Annotated in this window: 13 protein-coding genes; 1 reads left to right on the plus strand and 12 read right to left on the minus strand. The window is 51.9% G+C overall.

Annotation, left to right across the window (positions count from 1 at the left end):
• Window positions 1-3: 3 nt before the first annotated feature.
• Window positions 4-1,404: a glucuronate isomerase gene (gene uxaC / locus DFP94_RS09290; RefSeq protein WP_114496192.1), complete on the plus strand. Its 1,401-nt coding sequence runs from the start codon at window positions 4-6 to the stop codon at window positions 1,402-1,404.
• A 92-nt stretch (window positions 1,405-1,496) separates the two neighbouring features.
• On the opposite strand, the gene DFP94_RS09295 is transcribed toward uxaC, so the two are convergent.
• From DFP94_RS09295 to DFP94_RS09350, 12 genes are all read right to left on the minus strand, one after another.
• Window positions 1,497-2,522 (minus strand): L-rhamnose/proton symporter RhaT, encoded by a 1,026-nt coding sequence (locus DFP94_RS09295; RefSeq protein ID WP_114496193.1) that lies wholly within the window; start codon window positions 2,520-2,522, stop codon window positions 1,497-1,499.
• 258 nt (window positions 2,523-2,780) lie between these two features.
• Window positions 2,781-3,926 (minus strand): amidohydrolase family protein, encoded by a 1,146-nt coding sequence (locus DFP94_RS09300; RefSeq protein WP_114496194.1) that lies wholly within the window; start codon window positions 3,924-3,926, stop codon window positions 2,781-2,783.
• Window positions 3,916-4,986 (minus strand): aminotransferase class V-fold PLP-dependent enzyme, encoded by a 1,071-nt coding sequence (locus DFP94_RS09305; protein WP_114496195.1) that lies wholly within the window; start codon window positions 4,984-4,986, stop codon window positions 3,916-3,918. Before DFP94_RS09305 ends, DFP94_RS09300 begins: the two co-directional genes overlap by 11 nt.
• A complete protein-coding gene (locus DFP94_RS09310) occupies window positions 4,983-5,759 on the minus strand; it encodes an ABC transporter ATP-binding protein (protein WP_114496196.1) in 777 nt (258 codons plus the stop codon). The genes DFP94_RS09305 and DFP94_RS09310 overlap by 4 nt, the downstream gene beginning before the upstream one ends.
• Complete coding sequence (locus DFP94_RS09315; RefSeq protein WP_114496197.1) at window positions 5,750-6,514, minus strand: ABC transporter ATP-binding protein; 765 nt, start codon at window positions 6,512-6,514, stop codon at window positions 5,750-5,752. The genes DFP94_RS09310 and DFP94_RS09315 overlap by 10 nt, the downstream gene beginning before the upstream one ends.
• On the minus strand, window positions 6,514-7,380 hold the full coding sequence (locus tag DFP94_RS09320; protein WP_245954651.1) for an ABC transporter permease: 867 nt from the start codon (window positions 7,378-7,380) through the stop codon (window positions 6,514-6,516). Before DFP94_RS09320 ends, DFP94_RS09315 begins: the two co-directional genes overlap by 1 nt.
• Window positions 7,377-8,372 carry an ABC transporter permease gene (locus DFP94_RS09325; RefSeq protein ID WP_220270902.1) on the minus strand — a complete coding sequence of 332 codons (996 nt, stop codon included), beginning with the start codon at window positions 8,370-8,372 and terminating at the stop codon, window positions 7,377-7,379. Before DFP94_RS09325 ends, DFP94_RS09320 begins: the two co-directional genes overlap by 4 nt.
• Window positions 8,369-9,979, minus strand: a complete 1,611-nt coding sequence (locus DFP94_RS09330; RefSeq protein WP_114496198.1) for an ABC transporter substrate-binding protein — start codon at window positions 9,977-9,979, stop codon at window positions 8,369-8,371. Before DFP94_RS09330 ends, DFP94_RS09325 begins: the two co-directional genes overlap by 4 nt.
• A 320-nt stretch (window positions 9,980-10,299) precedes the next feature.
• On the minus strand, window positions 10,300-12,066 hold the full coding sequence (locus tag DFP94_RS09335) for a glycoside hydrolase family 2 protein (RefSeq protein WP_114496199.1): 1,767 nt from the start codon (window positions 12,064-12,066) through the stop codon (window positions 10,300-10,302).
• A gap of 17 nt (window positions 12,067-12,083) precedes the next feature.
• A complete protein-coding gene (locus DFP94_RS09340) occupies window positions 12,084-14,096 on the minus strand; it encodes an alpha-L-arabinofuranosidase C-terminal domain-containing protein (protein ID WP_114496200.1) in 2,013 nt (670 codons plus the stop codon).
• Between the two features lie 20 nt (window positions 14,097-14,116).
• Entirely contained in the window at window positions 14,117-15,013 is an 897-nt protein-coding gene (locus tag DFP94_RS09345) for a carbohydrate ABC transporter permease (protein WP_114496201.1), read from the minus strand.
• A gap of 17 nt (window positions 15,014-15,030) precedes the next feature.
• Window positions 15,031-15,990, minus strand: coding sequence for an ABC transporter permease (locus DFP94_RS09350; RefSeq protein WP_114496202.1), 960 nt, complete (start codon window positions 15,988-15,990; stop codon window positions 15,031-15,033).
• Window positions 15,991-16,022: the final 32 nt, after the last annotated feature.

The raw sequence follows: 16,022 nt of genomic DNA on the forward strand, positions 1-16,022 counted from the left end.
CCCGTGTTTTTAAACGACAACTTTCTATTGACAACGGATATCGCGCAAACCCTGTTCCATGATCATGCCAAATCCATGCCGATCATTGACTATCACTGTCATCTTGATCCGCAGGAGATTTACGAAAACAAACATTTTCCCAATTTAACCGCGGCCTGGCTCTATGGCGATCACTACAAATGGCGGCTGATGCGCGCGAACGGTATTCCCGAGTCCCATATTACGGGTGATGCCTCCGATTATGATAAATTTCTTGCCTGGGCACGCACCGTCCCCAAAGCGATTGGCAATCCTTTATATAGCTGGACTCACCTGGAGCTTCGCCGTTTCTTCGGCGTTACCGAATTGCTTAATGAGGAAAGCGCGCCGCGGATTTGGGAAGTGGTTAACCGGAAGCTGGCTACTTCCCCGTTTCAGCGTCGAAATCTGATCAAGAATGCCAACGTAAAAGTCATTTGCACCACGGATGACCCGGCGGATACCTTGCAATACCATCAACTATTGAGAGAAGAGGAACAAGCTTTCCAAGTGCTGCCCACCTTCCGTCCCGACAAGGCGTTAAACATTGATGCCTCCGGGTTCAAGGATTGGCTGGGACGACTGGAACAAGTCGTGCAAAAACCGCTGAATTCCTATGCGTCGCTGGTAAGTGCTTTGAAACAGCGAATCGGCTTTTTCCATGAGCAAGGATGCCGCCTGTCCGACCATGCGCTGGATGTACTGCGCTACCTTGCATGCGACGAGGCCGAGCCGGAAATGATTTTTGCCAAGCGACTGGCCGGAGAAACTTTATCCCCCGATGAAGTTACGATGTACCGGAGCGAACTTCTTACGGCACTGATCGGTTTCTACCATGAAAAAGACTGGACGATGCAGCTTCATATCCATGCCTACCGGAACAACAACACGCCGATGTTCCGGAAGTTGGGGCCGGACACCGGCTATGACGCCCTGAATGACCTTCCGCTTACCGAAGCGTTGTCGCAATTGCTGGACCGGGCCGAAAGCGGGCAATTCCTGCCGAAGACGATCCTGTATTCTTTGAATCCGAAAGATTACCCGGCGTTATTGACTTTGATGGGCTGTTACCAAAAAGAGACCGTAGGCAAAATGCAGCTCGGATCGGGCTGGTGGTATAACGACACCCGCAACGGTATGCGCGAGCAGTTGACCCTGTTTGCCGATCATAGTCTGCTGTCCAACTTTGTGGGCATGCTGACGGACTCCCGCAGTTTTCTGTCGTACACGCGGCATGAGTATTTCCGCCGCGTGCTGTGCGGACTGATCGGGGAATGGGTGGAACGCGGCGAAGCGCCGGATGATCTTGCAATGCTGGGGCAAATGGTCGAGGACATTGCCTATGGCAATGCCTCGAAATACTTTGGCTTCAGCTCCGTTGGTTAAGTTGGCGGACAAAGCCTAAGCCGATAACCTCAAATAATGCCAAACAAGGTCATCCTCGAAAGGATGGCCTTGTTTTATTTATGGATCACCGATTAAGACAATGCGTTCGATATGCCGACTACAATCCATGAGACGATCAGGATGACATTACCCGCCAGCAGCCATTTTTTAGGTCCGGCAAATCCCTTCCACTCCCCGTCCTTCAATCCCCAGCCGTTGCTGACGATGAGGGCAAGACCGTTAAAGGCAAGCCAGCCGACGCTTGATCCGATCGGTCCGAGCATGACGGTCGCTTTGGCGTAGAAGCCAAGCGCAAAAAACCACACAAATGACGTAATGATAGCTTTAACGTAAGCTTTTCCCGAGCCCGGCGCAACAAAATCACGATAGGTCCGGTTTTTGATCAGCATGATGAGGGCATAAACAAAATTGGCTATGAAACCGCCGGACAAAGTGATCACCCATGGAATCAGGCTGGCGTTGATCGCCGCAACACCATGCTCCGCCGCAATATCCAGGGTCTGGTTCGCATAAACGAACCCGATATTCATCGCAGCCGAGCCCAGCCCCGCGAACAAAGCCATAAGGAGCCCTTTCGACAGCGGCTTTCTGATATTTCCTGTACCGTTTCCTGACCCAGCCAGCTGACGGTTGAGGCTTTTTTCCTTATCCAAACCGGCCTTCGTAATGACAACCACCCCTGTCAACATGATCAGCATTCCGATCAGCAGCAAGCTGAAAGCGCGGATCGGCGGAATATTGCCGAAGATGAGCAACGGAATGAGCGAGCCTGCCGATGCGGAAATCCCCATATTCACGCCATAGGTCAAGGATACCCCGATCGAATCGACTGCCTTGCCGAACAGAATCGAACTGATTCCCCACACCAAGCCGCAAAGGGAAGCCAATCCAAGCACTTCCACGGGCGTCTCCCGAATATAATCCAGAAAATAGGGAACCTCCAGCCAGGTCCAGCCGATCGGAATCAGCAGAATCCCGATAACCGAGAAAACAATCCAGAAAGCTTCCCATGAAAACGGCTGGTACTTTTTCATCCCCAGTCCAAAGCTACCCTGGAACAAACAGCCTAGCAATAACAGCAAAAATCCATAAATCACGTTTCCCTCTCCTCATGGCCCTGATCCCAGATCTAAAGTGCCGCTACTTTGTATATTCAACAAACTAACTATAATGAGGAAATGGGAAAATGACAACGTTAAAAATATCAATGGGCAGGGTCCATTGATATCAAGATTGCACCGGACTATGTTCTAAGATCCACTTTTCATGACCAACGCAAAAAGAGCCGGAACTGATATAAGCAGGCCGGCTCTTATGCTTCATCTTTTTTGCCCCAATTCCGTCGCTCAATCTTGCTACAATTCCCGGGCTCCGGTAAGGACGGAAACGATGTGCTTACGAAGACTATCTGCATCGTCAACCATATACGGATCTGCGTCGAAAATAACGGCATCCGCAATGTATCCTTCCGCAATACGTCCCAATCGGTGACCCCAACCCAAAATTTCGGCCGCATTTCCGGTGGCTGCCTGCCAGGCTTCCGCGCGGGTTAATCCATAATCCATCAGGGTATCGAGTTCCTGTAGATTGTAACCATGAAGCGCTGGAGTCGCATAATCCGTTCCGAACCCGATTTGCACCCCGGCTCTTTTGGCATAGGCAATCGCGTTAGAATGTGCCTCGGCGGCGCGGGCGGCCCGATCGCAGATGACCGGGTTCAAAGCCAGTACGCCCTTGGGATCGGCGGCAATCCTGTATATCGACGTCGTCGGCACAAAGGCAACGCCGGATTCGGCAAGTCTTCCGGCTTGGCTCTCGGTCAGGAACATGCCATGTTCGATCGACTCCACGCCGGCATCGACGGACCAGTCCACGGTTACCCCGCCCCAGGTATGAACCAGCACCCTTTTGCCATGTTCATGCGCATGGCGCACGATGAACGAGAACTCTTCCTCCGAAAACACCGGATCCGTCACCTTTTCCGTCGGAGCCCCCAGGCCGCCCGTCGCCATAATTTTGACCCAGCCCGCACCGGTATCGTAGATCTGCTTCAGGCGCTGATCCAAATGGATAGTCCCCTTGGCGTCCGCGGCTCCAAGCATCTCGCTGCTGGTATGAACCCGTAACGGCACCTGATACGTTTGAACCAGATGTTGGGCCGTGCCGGGCAACAGTCCGCCCGCATCTCTCGCCGTGGTCACGCCGGTGCGAAGGGTAGCTTCTAAGGCTCGAGCCTGCATCTCTTCGATTTCCTGAATGTCGCGTTTCAATTGATCTGTATGATCAAAATCCGTCCAAGCCAAATGGGTATGGAGATCAATGATCCCCGGGCTAATCCACAAATCTTGGGCTGGAACAGTCCCCTCGTCAGGAACCGGTCCCGACGATTCGGCAATCGAATGGAACACTCCGTCCCGAATGGAAATATCGAAGCGTTTTCCCTGAATACCCGTAATATAAACTCGATTAAATGATTGAGCTCGGGGACCATTATTGCTCATGCTTCTCCCCCCAAACCTGCAAAATCGCTTCAATCGCTTGATCCGGCTCACGGTTTAACAACTGCGCAAGCGTCTTGATGGCCTCTTCAACGCTCTGGCGGCAAGCGTTCGCCCCGAAATGGTTGATTCGCAGCAGTTGCCCGAATAATTCACCGTCTCCAGGGGCTATGATGCCAATAGGGCGGTCGATCAGCAAGCCCTTATCCCCGGAAATCCGTACCGTCGTAGTAAGCGTTGAATAGTGTCTGCTATCCTTCTGCCAAGGCTCAATTCCCAATGCTTTAATGCCTGCTAAGGTTGATGCTGCGGCAAGTTCATGACGCTTGATCACCTGCTCCAGCCCTTCCTCTTCGACAAGCGCCAAAGCAGCGATTAAAGCCCTGGCCTCCAGGGCAGGAATGTTGGGAGGAACTCGAAGCGGTGCCGCACCGTCTTTACCAGGCTTCAAATCCAGTAAAGACAGGATGGAGTTGCGCGGCGCGTTTCTGTTGGATTCAAGAAACTCCCAACCTCGCGGGGACACGCTTACGGCGCTCACGCCATTCGGACCGGCCAACGCCTTTTGGGCGCCGATCGCTACAAAATCGGCTGCCCATTCGTCAACCGATAGGCTCTCTCCTCCAACGGCCGAAACGGAATCCATCACCGTAACGAGATTATAGTCACGGGCAAGCTTCAGGATCTCCCGGGCCGGATTGGATCCCCCCGTAACCACTTCGGCATGGACGAAAGAAATCGCGACCGGACGGGACCGGTCTATGGCGTCATGAATTACTTTTACCGTCACAACTTCATCAAAAGGGACTCTCACCTCGGCGACCGTGGCCCCGCCGCGTTCCAGCCATGTCCCGAACAAGCTTCCGTAAGGGCCCGTCACTACATTCAGAATCGTACGGCCCGGAGCCGAGATCCCGGCAGCCACCGCTTCTATGCCCAGGATCGCCTCCCCGGGGATGATCACCGGAGCATACTTTGTAGACAATAACCGGGAAAGCAAAACATTAAGTTTTTCATATTCGGATAAGGACAACGGTACATATCCCGCATATTGTTGGCTCATGTTGTTAGACCTCCTGAAGTGCTTGGTTTCGGCATTCTCGGCACTGCGGATAACAGTTCGAGACTATATGCCGTTTCAGGGTTGGCGAAAAACCGATCCTTGGGATTCAGCTCCACCAGCCGTCCCTGACGCATCACCGCAACCGTATCGCTAATTTCATGGATGACCCCCAAGTCATGGGAAATGAATAGCATGGTCAGGTTTAATTCCGCCTTAAGCTTGCTGAACAGTTCCAGCACGCTTCGTTGCACCGAGACGTCGAGGGCGCTCGTCGGTTCGTCCGCAATCAGCAGGCTCGGCTCCACGCTCAAAGCACGAGCAATCGCGATCCGTTGCCGCTGGCCGCCGGAAAACTCATGGGGAAATCGGTCCAAGCTGCTTTCTTCGATATGAACCTTGGCCAGAAGCTCTTTGCATCTTTTTTCGACTTGGGCTCGGTCCACGATTCGGTGAAACAATAACGCTTCGGACAGAATTTGCCGGACAGAATGTTTTGGATTCAGCGATGCGTCCGGGTTCTGGAAGATCATCTGAATCTGTTTGCGCTGTTCGCGGCTTCTCTTCTTTAACAAGGGCTGAGAATCCAGCGTAATCTCGCCTCCGTCGGGTGTGATTAACCCGGCAATCACCCGGGCGAGCGTGGATTTGCCCGAGCCCGACTCTCCGACTAGCCCCAGCACCTTATGCTGCTGCAAATCCAAACTGATATCATCCAGGGCTGTAAACCCGCCATAGTGCACCGATACATTTTTCACTTGGAGAGCTAATTCCATATCCGCTCGCTCCCTTCAAGCTCCGGTACGGGAAGCACCGAGTTGATCAACATTTGCGTATAGGGATCCTGCGGGTTTTGCAGAAGCTCAAGGGTCTCCCCCTGTTCCACAATCTCCCCGTTCTTCATCACGCACAGTTTGGAACACATCGCCGCGGCTACAGCAAGATTATGAGTTACAAATACCATGGCAAAGCCCAGGTCCTTCTGCAAAGCTGAAATCGTCTCTATGATTTGTTTCTGAACGGTGACGTCAAGCGCCGTCGTAGGCTCGTCGCAGAGCAGAATGCTCGGCTTGCACGCCAGTGCAATTGCGATGACCACGCGCTGGCATTGTCCGCCCGACAGCTGGCTCGGATATCGATCCTCTGTTTTTAAAGAATCCGGCAGCCCGAGCCTTTCGAGCAGCTCCAGGGCAATCCCGCGAGCCGCCTTTTTGCTTACTTGTTGCCTAAAACGCACAACTTCCGAAAGCTGTTTCACGACCGGACAAAGCGGGTCGAGCGCCCCGCGGGGATCCTGAAAGACCATAGCGGTGCGCTCATCGCTTTGGACGGTTCCTGCTACTTTCTCCACCCCGCGCGGAAGAAGTCCGAGAATCGCGCGCAGTGTCAGCGATTTCCCGGATCCCGATTCGCCCACCAAGCCTAAGGTTTCCCATTTGCCCAGCGCGAAGCTGACCCGGTTCACCAATTTTTGATGTTGCTTTGTCTCCAGCGACAGATCCTCTACTTCCAGAATGATATTGTAAGACATTATTTTTTCCTCCATAGATCCGCCAGGCCGTCACCTACAAGGGATAACGCAATTCCCGTATACACCACCGCGAAACCCGGAACCGCCGAGAGCCACCAAGCCGTGGTGATGAAAGACTGCCCGTCGGAAATCATCGTGCCCCAATCCGGTGTCGGCGGCGTAATCCCGATGCCCAGATATCCGAGCGTCACAATCGCTACCAACAGTCCGACCATATCGGTCATGAGGACCACGATCGCTTGCGGCAATACATTCGGCAGAATATGGCGCAAAATAATTCTTATGCCCGGCAATCCCAGCGTTTGAGCGGACGCTACCCATTCCTGCTGGCGAAACGAGGCGGTAAGCCCGCGGGTTACCCGGGCAAACACGATCCAGCCTACCAGTATAAAAGTGATATAAATGCCGCGCTCCCCGGCGCCGCTGGCAAAAGCCACGATGATGACGATCAAATAAAAAGGAAACGCGATAAACGTGTCCGTGATCAGCGTAATGACGGTATCGAGCCATTTCCCGTAATACCCGGCAACCATGCCCAGAAAGAGGCCGGTACAAAACGGAATGATCTCAGCCAGAACCATGATTTTCAAATCCGTGCGGGCCGCATAAATCAGTCTCGTAAACAGATCGCGTCCCAATTGGTCCGTCCCCAGCCAATGTTCGGCGGACGGAGGTTGCAAAAAAGCGCTCAGGTTTTGCTCGGAAGGCTGATAAGGACTTATAAACGGAATGAACGCGGCCAGGAGGACAAGCACCGCCAACATGAGGGTTCCCGCCAGAAGGGTCGGGGTGCTCCCTATTCGGCCGATGAGACTTGTCCTCTTCCCGTGTGCATTCAACCTGGGGTCTATTCTCATCTGTTTCATGATTTTCCTTTCGTTCTGGGATCAAGCCACCGGGAAATGATTTCAACGAGGAGGCTGATGATCACGACAGAGATCGCACAATAAAGCGCTATTCCTTGGATGACCGGGAAATCCCGCTTCGCTATAGAGGAGAACAGCAAGCTGCCGATTCCCTTAATGCCGAACACTTGTTCAACGACTAGGGTGCCGCCGATCAAGTACGATAAATTTACGCCAAACAGCATTAGCGTGGGAAGCGCCGCATTCCGCATCACATGTTTGAACATAATGATCGCTCTAGGAATTCGGGCCGCCTTCAACGTGACCACGAAATCGGATTCCAAGACATCCAGCATTTGGGCTCTTAACGAACGAACCAGGGTGGGAATTTGCGAAAAAGCTACGGTGATCGCCGGAAGCGCGAGGCTATGCAAAGTACCGCCCCATCCTTCACCGACCCCTCCGACGGGAAACCAACGCAACCTGACGCTAAACATTAAAATCAGAAGCAAACCAACCCAGAAAACGGGCATACCTAAAGTAATAGTAGGAAAAATACGGATCAAATGGTCCGGCAGCTTATCTTTGTTCGTGGCCGCCAGCGTAGCCAACAATAGGGCGATGATAATCGCAAAAACACTGGCCATTCCGATCAGAAGCAAGGTAACGGGCGCCCGGTCTGCAATCAGCTCCCTTGTGGAGGTTCCTGAAATGATGGAATTCCCCGTATCTCCTTGCGTAAATAGAATTTTAACAAACCGGAGAAACTGATCCCCTAAAGAGAGGTCGAGCCCGAGAGCATGATGCATGCTCTCGAGCGCCTCGGGTGTACTGTATTCGCCCAGGATCATCTTCGATGGGTCCCCGGGGACGATTCTGATCAAGAAAAACACCGCTGTCGTCACGCAGAGAATGACGACCAGCGCTCTTACGAGAACCATAGCAAGCCAACGGGAAGATCCCCTGGATTTGTTACCGGCCGTTGCACTTAACGTTTTGCTTGGCTTCATCATTTTTTAAATTGAACTTCTTCAAAACGTATACTGCCGTTCGGCAAAACAACGATACCATCCACGGAAGAAGACACGCCTTTCAAAATATCCGGATAGTAAAGCGGAATGTACGGCGCTTCATCCGCCAAGGTTTGCAGCAGCTTGGAATAAATTTCGGCCCGTCCCGGTCCGTCCTGCGACTTTTGTCCTTCATGCAGAAGCTTGGTCACTTCGTCATTGGTATAGTGCGTCCAATACGATTTGCTGAAGCCCTCCGGATCGGTTTGGAAAGCGATGATCGAATTCGCTTCCGGCGAATCCGCCTGGCCGCTGTTCAGCATGGCCGAGAAATCATAAGCAAAGAATCTTTCGCGGAACGTAGCCAATTCAATCGATTCGATCTCGATATTAATCCCGATCTCCTTGCCCGCTGCCTGAATGATTTGCGCCTCCTGGGCTCTTGTGCTGTTGCCGGAAGCGACCAGCAATTTGGTGCTGAAACCCTCAGGGAAGGCGGATTTGGCAAGCTCCTCCTTGGCTGCGTCGATATCGAAATCAAGCGCTTTGACCGTATCGTGAGAGTTGTACGGGATTGCCGTCGGCAACAAAGAAATTGCAGGCTTTGCATAACCGAAGGTCAGCGCATTGGTCAAACCTTCACGGTCGATGGCCAGCGCTAAAGCGCGGCGAACATGCACGTCGGAAAAATGCTTATCCAGGGTATTGAAGAACAGCTGCTCCGTCACCCAGCTTCCATTGGTAACGACAGCCGTATCCGGACCTTGCTTGATCTCATTCGCATTTTGCAGCGCAAGAGATTCAATCCCGTTCACTTCACCCGCCTTGAGCTGGTTGATCGCCTGGCTGTCATCTTCGATCAGCTTGTAAACAAGCTTGTCGATGTACGGCTTCCCTTCCTGCCAATAATGCGGATTTTTAGCAAAAGTCAGATCGCCTGCGGGATCCCACTTTTCAACCACGAACGGCCCTGTGCCCACCGGATTTTTGAAAAATTCTTCTTCGGAAACTCCGCCGAAATCTTTAGGGATAATCCCGTTGGAGAAGTTGGACAGCTCGGAAATGAAAGGCGTATACGGCTCCTGAAGCACAATTTCAAGCGTGCGGTTATCCGTAGCCTTGACGGATTCCACTTTTGCCGCAATCGCTAACGGTCCCCCCACCTTCAAATGCCGCTCCAGCGAGAATACGGCATCTTCCGCCGTAACCTCATTCCCGTTTGAAAACTTCAAACCTTCACGCAGCACGAATGTATATTTCAAGCCATCCTCGCTGATGTTGTGGGACTCGGCAAGCCAATCTACGATTTCGCCTTTACTGTCGAAGGAAACCAGAGATTCGAAAACTTTATCGATGGCAAAAGCGTTGTTTGCCGTGATCTGATTATGCAGGTCGAGCGATGTTACCGCAGCAGGCCGCCCATAAACAAAGGTGCCTCCCGCAACAGGTTTGCCCGCTTCTGCGTTCTGGTTACTGCTTTGATTCTGCGCGCCTTTATTTTCAGCAGGTTTATTATTGGATCCGGAGCAGCCGGCAACCAAAACCAAAATAAGAACAGATAGTGCGCCAATCCAAACAGACTTTTTTAACGATCCTTTCAACTTCAACATGCTTACTCCCCCTTATTCCAATAAAACGTATGAATTTAGTATGAATTGTATTATGGATCAATTCCTTAGCTCTGTCAAACAAAAAATCGTTGCTGCAACAAGGGTTAGACTAATTTTATCCAGTGCAGGAATTGTATTCGTTTTACTATTTCGGGAAGGAATTGAATCAGACAGCTTTAATGGTATAACGGTGATCATCCGGCGGTCAACAAAAAAGAGAGGAATATTAATGCTCAACAAAAGCCCGTCTCCTTGAAAGTCGGCGGTGGCTTGATCCTCCATTATCCTCAGGGACGGGCTTCTTCTATTGCTTCATGCGATTACTTCAAGTTGATTTCCCTAATCTGATCCAACGGGAATTTCGGCTTGCGGTCTTCCGTAAGCAGCCCGTTGATTTCCTGCTGGACATCGGTAAGCTGGGTGTAGCAGAAGCCGCAAATATAATCCACGCTCTTGATCGCCTGTACTAAGCCGTCAAAGCGCTCCAGGAACTCTTCATCCGTCTGTACCTGCTGCCCGTAGCCCCAGCCTTTATCCGACTGGAAGGCGATTCCACCGAATTCGGTGATCATGATCGGCTGGCCTTTATACTCGTAGCCGTCTGCGAGGGCGTACTTCCATTGATTGCAGGTCGTCTCCTTGTTGACGATCGCTTCCTTGTTGCCTGCATACCGCTTCAGGAACTTCTCTCCGGTCTCCACATAGTCGTGCAAGGTGATAATATCGGAGACCGTGTGCTCCCAACCGTCATTCGTAATGACTGGACGGTAAGGGTCATACGACTTGGTTAGATGGTAAATGCTCTCCGTAAATTTCTGCTGTCTTTGATCATGCAGAATGTACGGAATTCCCCAGGACTCATTGAACGGGACCCAGGTGATAATGCTCGGATGGTTATATTGCTGATGAACGATTTCCAGCCATTCCTTGGTGAAGTTCTCTACCGCATCATCATGAAATTCGAACGTCGCTGCCATTTCCGACCATACCAAGAGGCCCTTAACGTCGCACCAGTACAGGAAGCGGGCATCTTCAATCTTCATGTGCTTGCGCACGCCGTTATAGCCCATTTCCAGCATATAGTCGATGTCGGCAATAAGCGCTTCCTCGCTCGGCGGAGTCAAATGGCTCTCTGTCCAGTAGCCCTGGTCAAGCATCAGTCTTTGATAGACTGGCACATTGTTGAGGAGTACCTTGCCCTTTTCGATGGATACCTTTCTCATGCCGAAATAGGATAGCACGCGGTCCACAACGATATCATCCTGGTACAACACAAATTCTACATCATAGAGATTCGGCTGTTGCGGCGACCAGAAGATTCTTTTCCATGGTCCGTTCACTTCATGCACCAGGTCCACTTCCACGCTCAGGCGAGGCCGGTCGATCACCAGGCTTACCGTCTTTACATGGCGGTCCTTCATAGTCACGATGGCTTCCAGTCTTAAGGTTCCCTTTGCCGTCTCCAGGCCGTGTACCCGGTAATCGAAGGCTACTCTGGCATGATCCAGATCAGGCGTGATCTTCACCGTATCCAGCCGCTGCTCCTCCACATATTCCAGCCAGACCGTCTGCCAAATGCCGGTGGTCTGTACATAGAAGCATTCGAAATTGTCCTTCGTCCACCGCTGCTTGCCCCGTGGCTGGGTGCAGTCGTCGCTGTCCTCCGCTTTCAGCGTAATAATATTATCAGCGCCGAATGTCAGGTAAGGCGTAATATCGAAGGAAAATGCGGCATAGGCCCCTTGATGGCTGCCGGCCAGCACACCGTTTACCCATACCTTGGCGATATAATCAACAGCCTGAAAATGCAGGATTACCCGTTTGCCTTCCGCTTCCTTCGGAATCGACACGTTCTTGCTGTACCATACCTGCGAATGAAATTCCTCGATGCCGATACCGCTGGCCTGTGTTTCATACGTAAATGGAACAGTAATCTTATGACTTCCTGCCAGCTGTTCCTGCCATTTTTCGATTTCCCCGACGTTTTCGTCGTCGAAGCGGAAGTCCCATTCGCCGTTCAGGTTCATCCATTTTTCGCGCACGAATTGGAGTCTTGGATAATCTTTGATATAGCCCTTGGTTGTCATCTTGCTCCTCCAGAAAGTTATTTAGTTCTAATCTCCAGTGCATAAACCGACGCCGGACGCAATGGATAACCCGCCTTCCAGGCTTCGAACGGAATGGAAGTGGATTTGCAGGAGATGCAATCCGGGACAAAGACGGAATTAATATCCCACTCGGATTCTCCAGTGATTTCATAAAGCACGGTGTCTTCAGCAGCTCGGAGCCCTCCAAGATCCAAAGCAGCACTTACCTCTTGCAGATTCCGGTTGACGATAAACAAAGTGATCGTACTTCTGTCTTTATTCGTGCATGCAGCGACATCCAGATCCGGCAAGGCGTCCAATTCGATCGGTGCCGGTTTGTTGGATTGAACAGCGAAGGTGCCGCACTCTACCTTTGCCGGAAGCATGTGGGAAATATCGCGTCCCGCGTAGAGTTTCATCACCTCATAGGTAGGTGTTCCGTATACCTTAAGCGGGCGCCCGCTCCATCCCGGGTTTTTGCCACAGTATTGATCGGCATAATAATCGCCTACGCGGATGCAGCCCCCGAGCCAACCGTTAACCAGATCGGAGAAGCTGCCGATATGCACCAAGTCGCTTGAGCGCAGCATTTCATTTAGGTTGGCAGCGTTAGCGACCGCCGCACCCAGCGTATGCTCGTCCGGCAGGCCTTTTCTGACCGTGTTCGGATAATACATCGTGTTATATTCGGTGATGGCAAGCTTCACATGACTATGCTTCGGGTTGGTGAGTATCCGTTCTCTTGTTTCCTCGATATTATGTCGCGTCCATTCCGGGAAGGAGGCGATTGCCTTATAGCGCTCCTCTGCAGGCGTACCCCGGTCCATCGCAAAACGATTGTATCCATGATACAAATGCAGGGTCAGATAGTCGATCTTCTCTCCCGCGATATCCAGCACCGCCCTGTTCCAGTCCTGATCGGTATGTCCGCAGGCAAGAATCACAATCGAAGGGTCCGCCGCTTTCATCGCTTCGATGAAGGATAAAGTTCGCCGGGCGAATTGTTCGCCCGTGCAGGTTCCTACCTGCCAGGGTCCCCATACCTCGTTGCCGATTTCCCAATACTTGACGCCGAACGGTTCAGGGTGTCCATTCGCGGCGCGCTTCGCCCCCATCGGCGTATCGATGCCTCCGTTGCAATATTCAACCCACTGTGCAGCTTCCTCAGGAGTACCGGAGCCGTCGTTCACGCAAATCAGCGGTTCTACGTTCAACTCACGACAGAAATGGATGAACTCATCCGTCCCGAAGTATTTGCTGGTCCATCCTCCCCATGCTTCATTGAACATGACGGGGCGTTCAAGCACTGGCCCGATGCCGTGCTCAAAGTGGTAGGCGCTGATATAGTTGCCGGCCAATCTCATCATGCCGGCATTCAAATCTCTCGACATTTCAACGACTTCCCGCTTGACCCATCCGATATGATCCTCCGGGAGCAAGGACACATGATCGATCCACAGCATGCCGGTAGATACACTGTCCTGCCATCTCGGATGTTCAGCCGGCACGTATACCCGGAACTCCGCATCGGCGCAATCCCGGCTGATCGCCAGCACCGCTTCATACTCCTGCCAATTGTGGCTGTTCAGCTCGATGCGCTCCAATCCCAGCCGCTCCTGGTTGAGCCGGTCCACAGCCTCAACGATCACATAGTTAAGCTCGATCGAGGCTCTGGCCACCAGCTTGACCGTATATTTCACCTGCCCTTTTAATGCAGTCTTCTGAGCTATCCCTGCATAGGCTTCATCATCGCTCAGAATACGGATGCGTTGGGCGCGTCCCGAATGCTTCGGCGCAGATGCCTCCAGCGCGTACTTGGTATTCCGTCCGTTCGTATAGGCATACCAGCTTCCCGACACCTCCGTCTTGCTCTCCGCCTCACTCTCGAAATCCATGTCTTTCAACGAAAAGGCCAGCATAGCCTCCATATGATCGCGTATATCCTCCACGAAATGACCGAACAAGTAGGGATTGATTCTATGCTCGCTTGCCCGGCTGCAGTCGATGGTAATCGTTGCTTTATTGTTCAATTTTCACCCTCCATTGCCATTTAACCTTTAATAGAACCAATCATAACGCCCTTGACAAAGTGCCTCTGCACAAAAGGATACATAATCAGTACCGGCAGACTGGATACAATAATGACCGCATATTTAATGCTCTCGGAGAGTAGAATCTTCTCCTCCATCCCGACGTTGCCGCCGTCTACGCCCGCAGACTGGCTGATCATCAAAATTTCCCGAAGCACCAATTGAAGCGGATAAAGATCTTCCGTGCGGATATAAATCAGCGCATTAAAGAAGGAATTCCAGTGGCCGACCGCATAGAACAGAACCATTACCGCCAAAATCGGCTTCGACAGCGGCAGAATAATGCTGATCAGCAGCCGCCAGTTGGAGCAGCCGTCGATATGGGCCGCCTCCTGCAGCTCCCAAGGAATACTGGATTGGAAATAAGTCCTCATAACAATCAGATTGTACGTGGAGATCGCGCCCGGAACGATGAGCGCCCACATCGTATCGACCATCCCCAGGCTCTTGACAAGCAGGTAGCCCGGAATGAGCCCCCCGCTGAAGAACATGGTAAGCGTAATAATCAGCATGAGTCCCTTACGCCCCGGCAAGTCCGGTCTTGATAAAGGGTAAGCCGCCAACAGGGTCATAGTTATATTGATCAGCGTACCGACGACGGTGTAGAAAATCGAATTGCGGTAACCAATCCAAATCTTGTCGTTGTGCAAAATGTTGTTGTAGGCATCCAGTGTTAGGCCCTTAGGAAGCAGCCACACCTCCCCGGTCAATACCCTCGCCGGGTCGCTGAACGAAGCGCTGACTACAAATACCAAAGGATAGAGCACGATGATAATAATCACCGCTGCGACCAAATATACGAAAACATCGAACCAGCGTTCATCCGATGGGCCTTTCACAATTGCTTCTTTAGGCATGTTCGTCTCCTCCTCCATTACCAAAGGCTCGTCTCCGACGTTTTCCGTGCGAACCGGTTCACCATCAGCAGCAGCGTCAGGTTAATCAAAGAGTTGAAGAGCCCAATTGCGGCAGTATAGCTGTATTCTCCCTTCAAAATCCCGGTGGTGTACACGAAGGTGGAAATAACGTCGCTCGCTTCAAGGTTCAAGTTGTTCTGCATGAGCAAAATTTTCTCGAAGCCGATGTTCATGAATTGGCCGATGTCCAGAATGAGCAAAATGACGATGACAGGAACGATCCCTGGCAGTGAGACGTGCCAAATTCGCCGCATGCGGGAAGCGCCGTCCATCTTGGCCGCTTCGTACAGCTGCGGATTGATACCGCTAAGCCCCGCGATGTATATGATCGATTGCCAACCCATGTTCTGCCAAATGTTCGAGCCGATGAAAATCGTCTTGAACCAGCCTGCCGATTCCATGAAGCGGGTCGGCGATCCTCCCAAGGCCTGAATCAGCGTATTGATCGGGCCGGTCGGCGAGAGAAACACAGTTAAAATCCCCACGATAACTACAACCGAAATAAAGTGCGGAATGTAGGTAATGTTTTGCAATAATTTGCTGTAGGTTTTGCTGCGAATTTCGTTAATGAGTAACGCCAACATAATCGGGATCGGGAAAGCAACCAGTAAAGAAATCAGGTTGATGGACAGCGTGTTCCAGAGCAATCGCCCAAAATAGTAAGAATCGAAAAAACGCTGGAAATGCTCGAACCCCACCCAACTGCTGCCTAGGATTCCTTTGCCCGGGGCGAAATTTTTAAATGCGATCTGCAGCCCGTAAAGCGGGCCGTAATGAAACAGCAAATACCATGCGATCGGCAAAAGCAGCATGAGATACAAATCGTATCTCTTGGCGATCTGCCGGATAAGGCGGCTGCCCCGTTCCGGTCGGAACTGGGGCGCCGCGGCAGTCTCATGGATTTCTGCGTTCTTCATGAACATCCACTCCTATCCCACCTGAGAATCTG

This window comes from Fontibacillus phaseoli (assembly GCF_003337355.1).
GTDB classification, from domain to species: Bacteria; Bacillota; Bacilli; order Paenibacillales; family Paenibacillaceae; genus Fontibacillus; species Fontibacillus phaseoli.

Coding starts and splice junctions, on each gene's coding strand:
- DFP94_RS09310 (WP_114496196.1), bottom strand. CDS start 5,759: ATGGAATTAGCTCTCCAAGTGAAAAATGTATCGGTGCACTATGGCGGG.
- DFP94_RS09335 (WP_114496199.1), bottom strand. CDS start 12,066: ATGACAACCAAGGGCTATATCAAAGATTATCCAAGACTCCAATTCGTG.
- DFP94_RS09300 (WP_114496194.1), bottom strand. CDS start 3,926: ATGAGCAATAATGGTCCCCGAGCTCAATCATTTAATCGAGTTTATATT.
- DFP94_RS09345 (WP_114496201.1), bottom strand. CDS start 15,013: ATGCCTAAAGAAGCAATTGTGAAAGGCCCATCGGATGAACGCTGGTTC.
- DFP94_RS09330 (WP_114496198.1), bottom strand. CDS start 9,979: ATGTTGAAGTTGAAAGGATCGTTAAAAAAGTCTGTTTGGATTGGCGCA.
- DFP94_RS09350 (WP_114496202.1), bottom strand. CDS start 15,990: ATGAAGAACGCAGAAATCCATGAGACTGCCGCGGCGCCCCAGTTCCGA.
- DFP94_RS09320 (WP_245954651.1), bottom strand. CDS start 7,380: ATGAAACAGATGAGAATAGACCCCAGGTTGAATGCACACGGGAAGAGG.
- DFP94_RS09315 (WP_114496197.1), bottom strand. CDS start 6,514: ATGTCTTACAATATCATTCTGGAAGTAGAGGATCTGTCGCTGGAGACA.
- DFP94_RS09305 (WP_114496195.1), bottom strand. CDS start 4,986: ATGAGCCAACAATATGCGGGATATGTACCGTTGTCCTTATCCGAATAT.
- DFP94_RS09325 (WP_220270902.1), bottom strand. CDS start 8,372: ATGATGAAGCCAAGCAAAACGTTAAGTGCAACGGCCGGTAACAAATCC.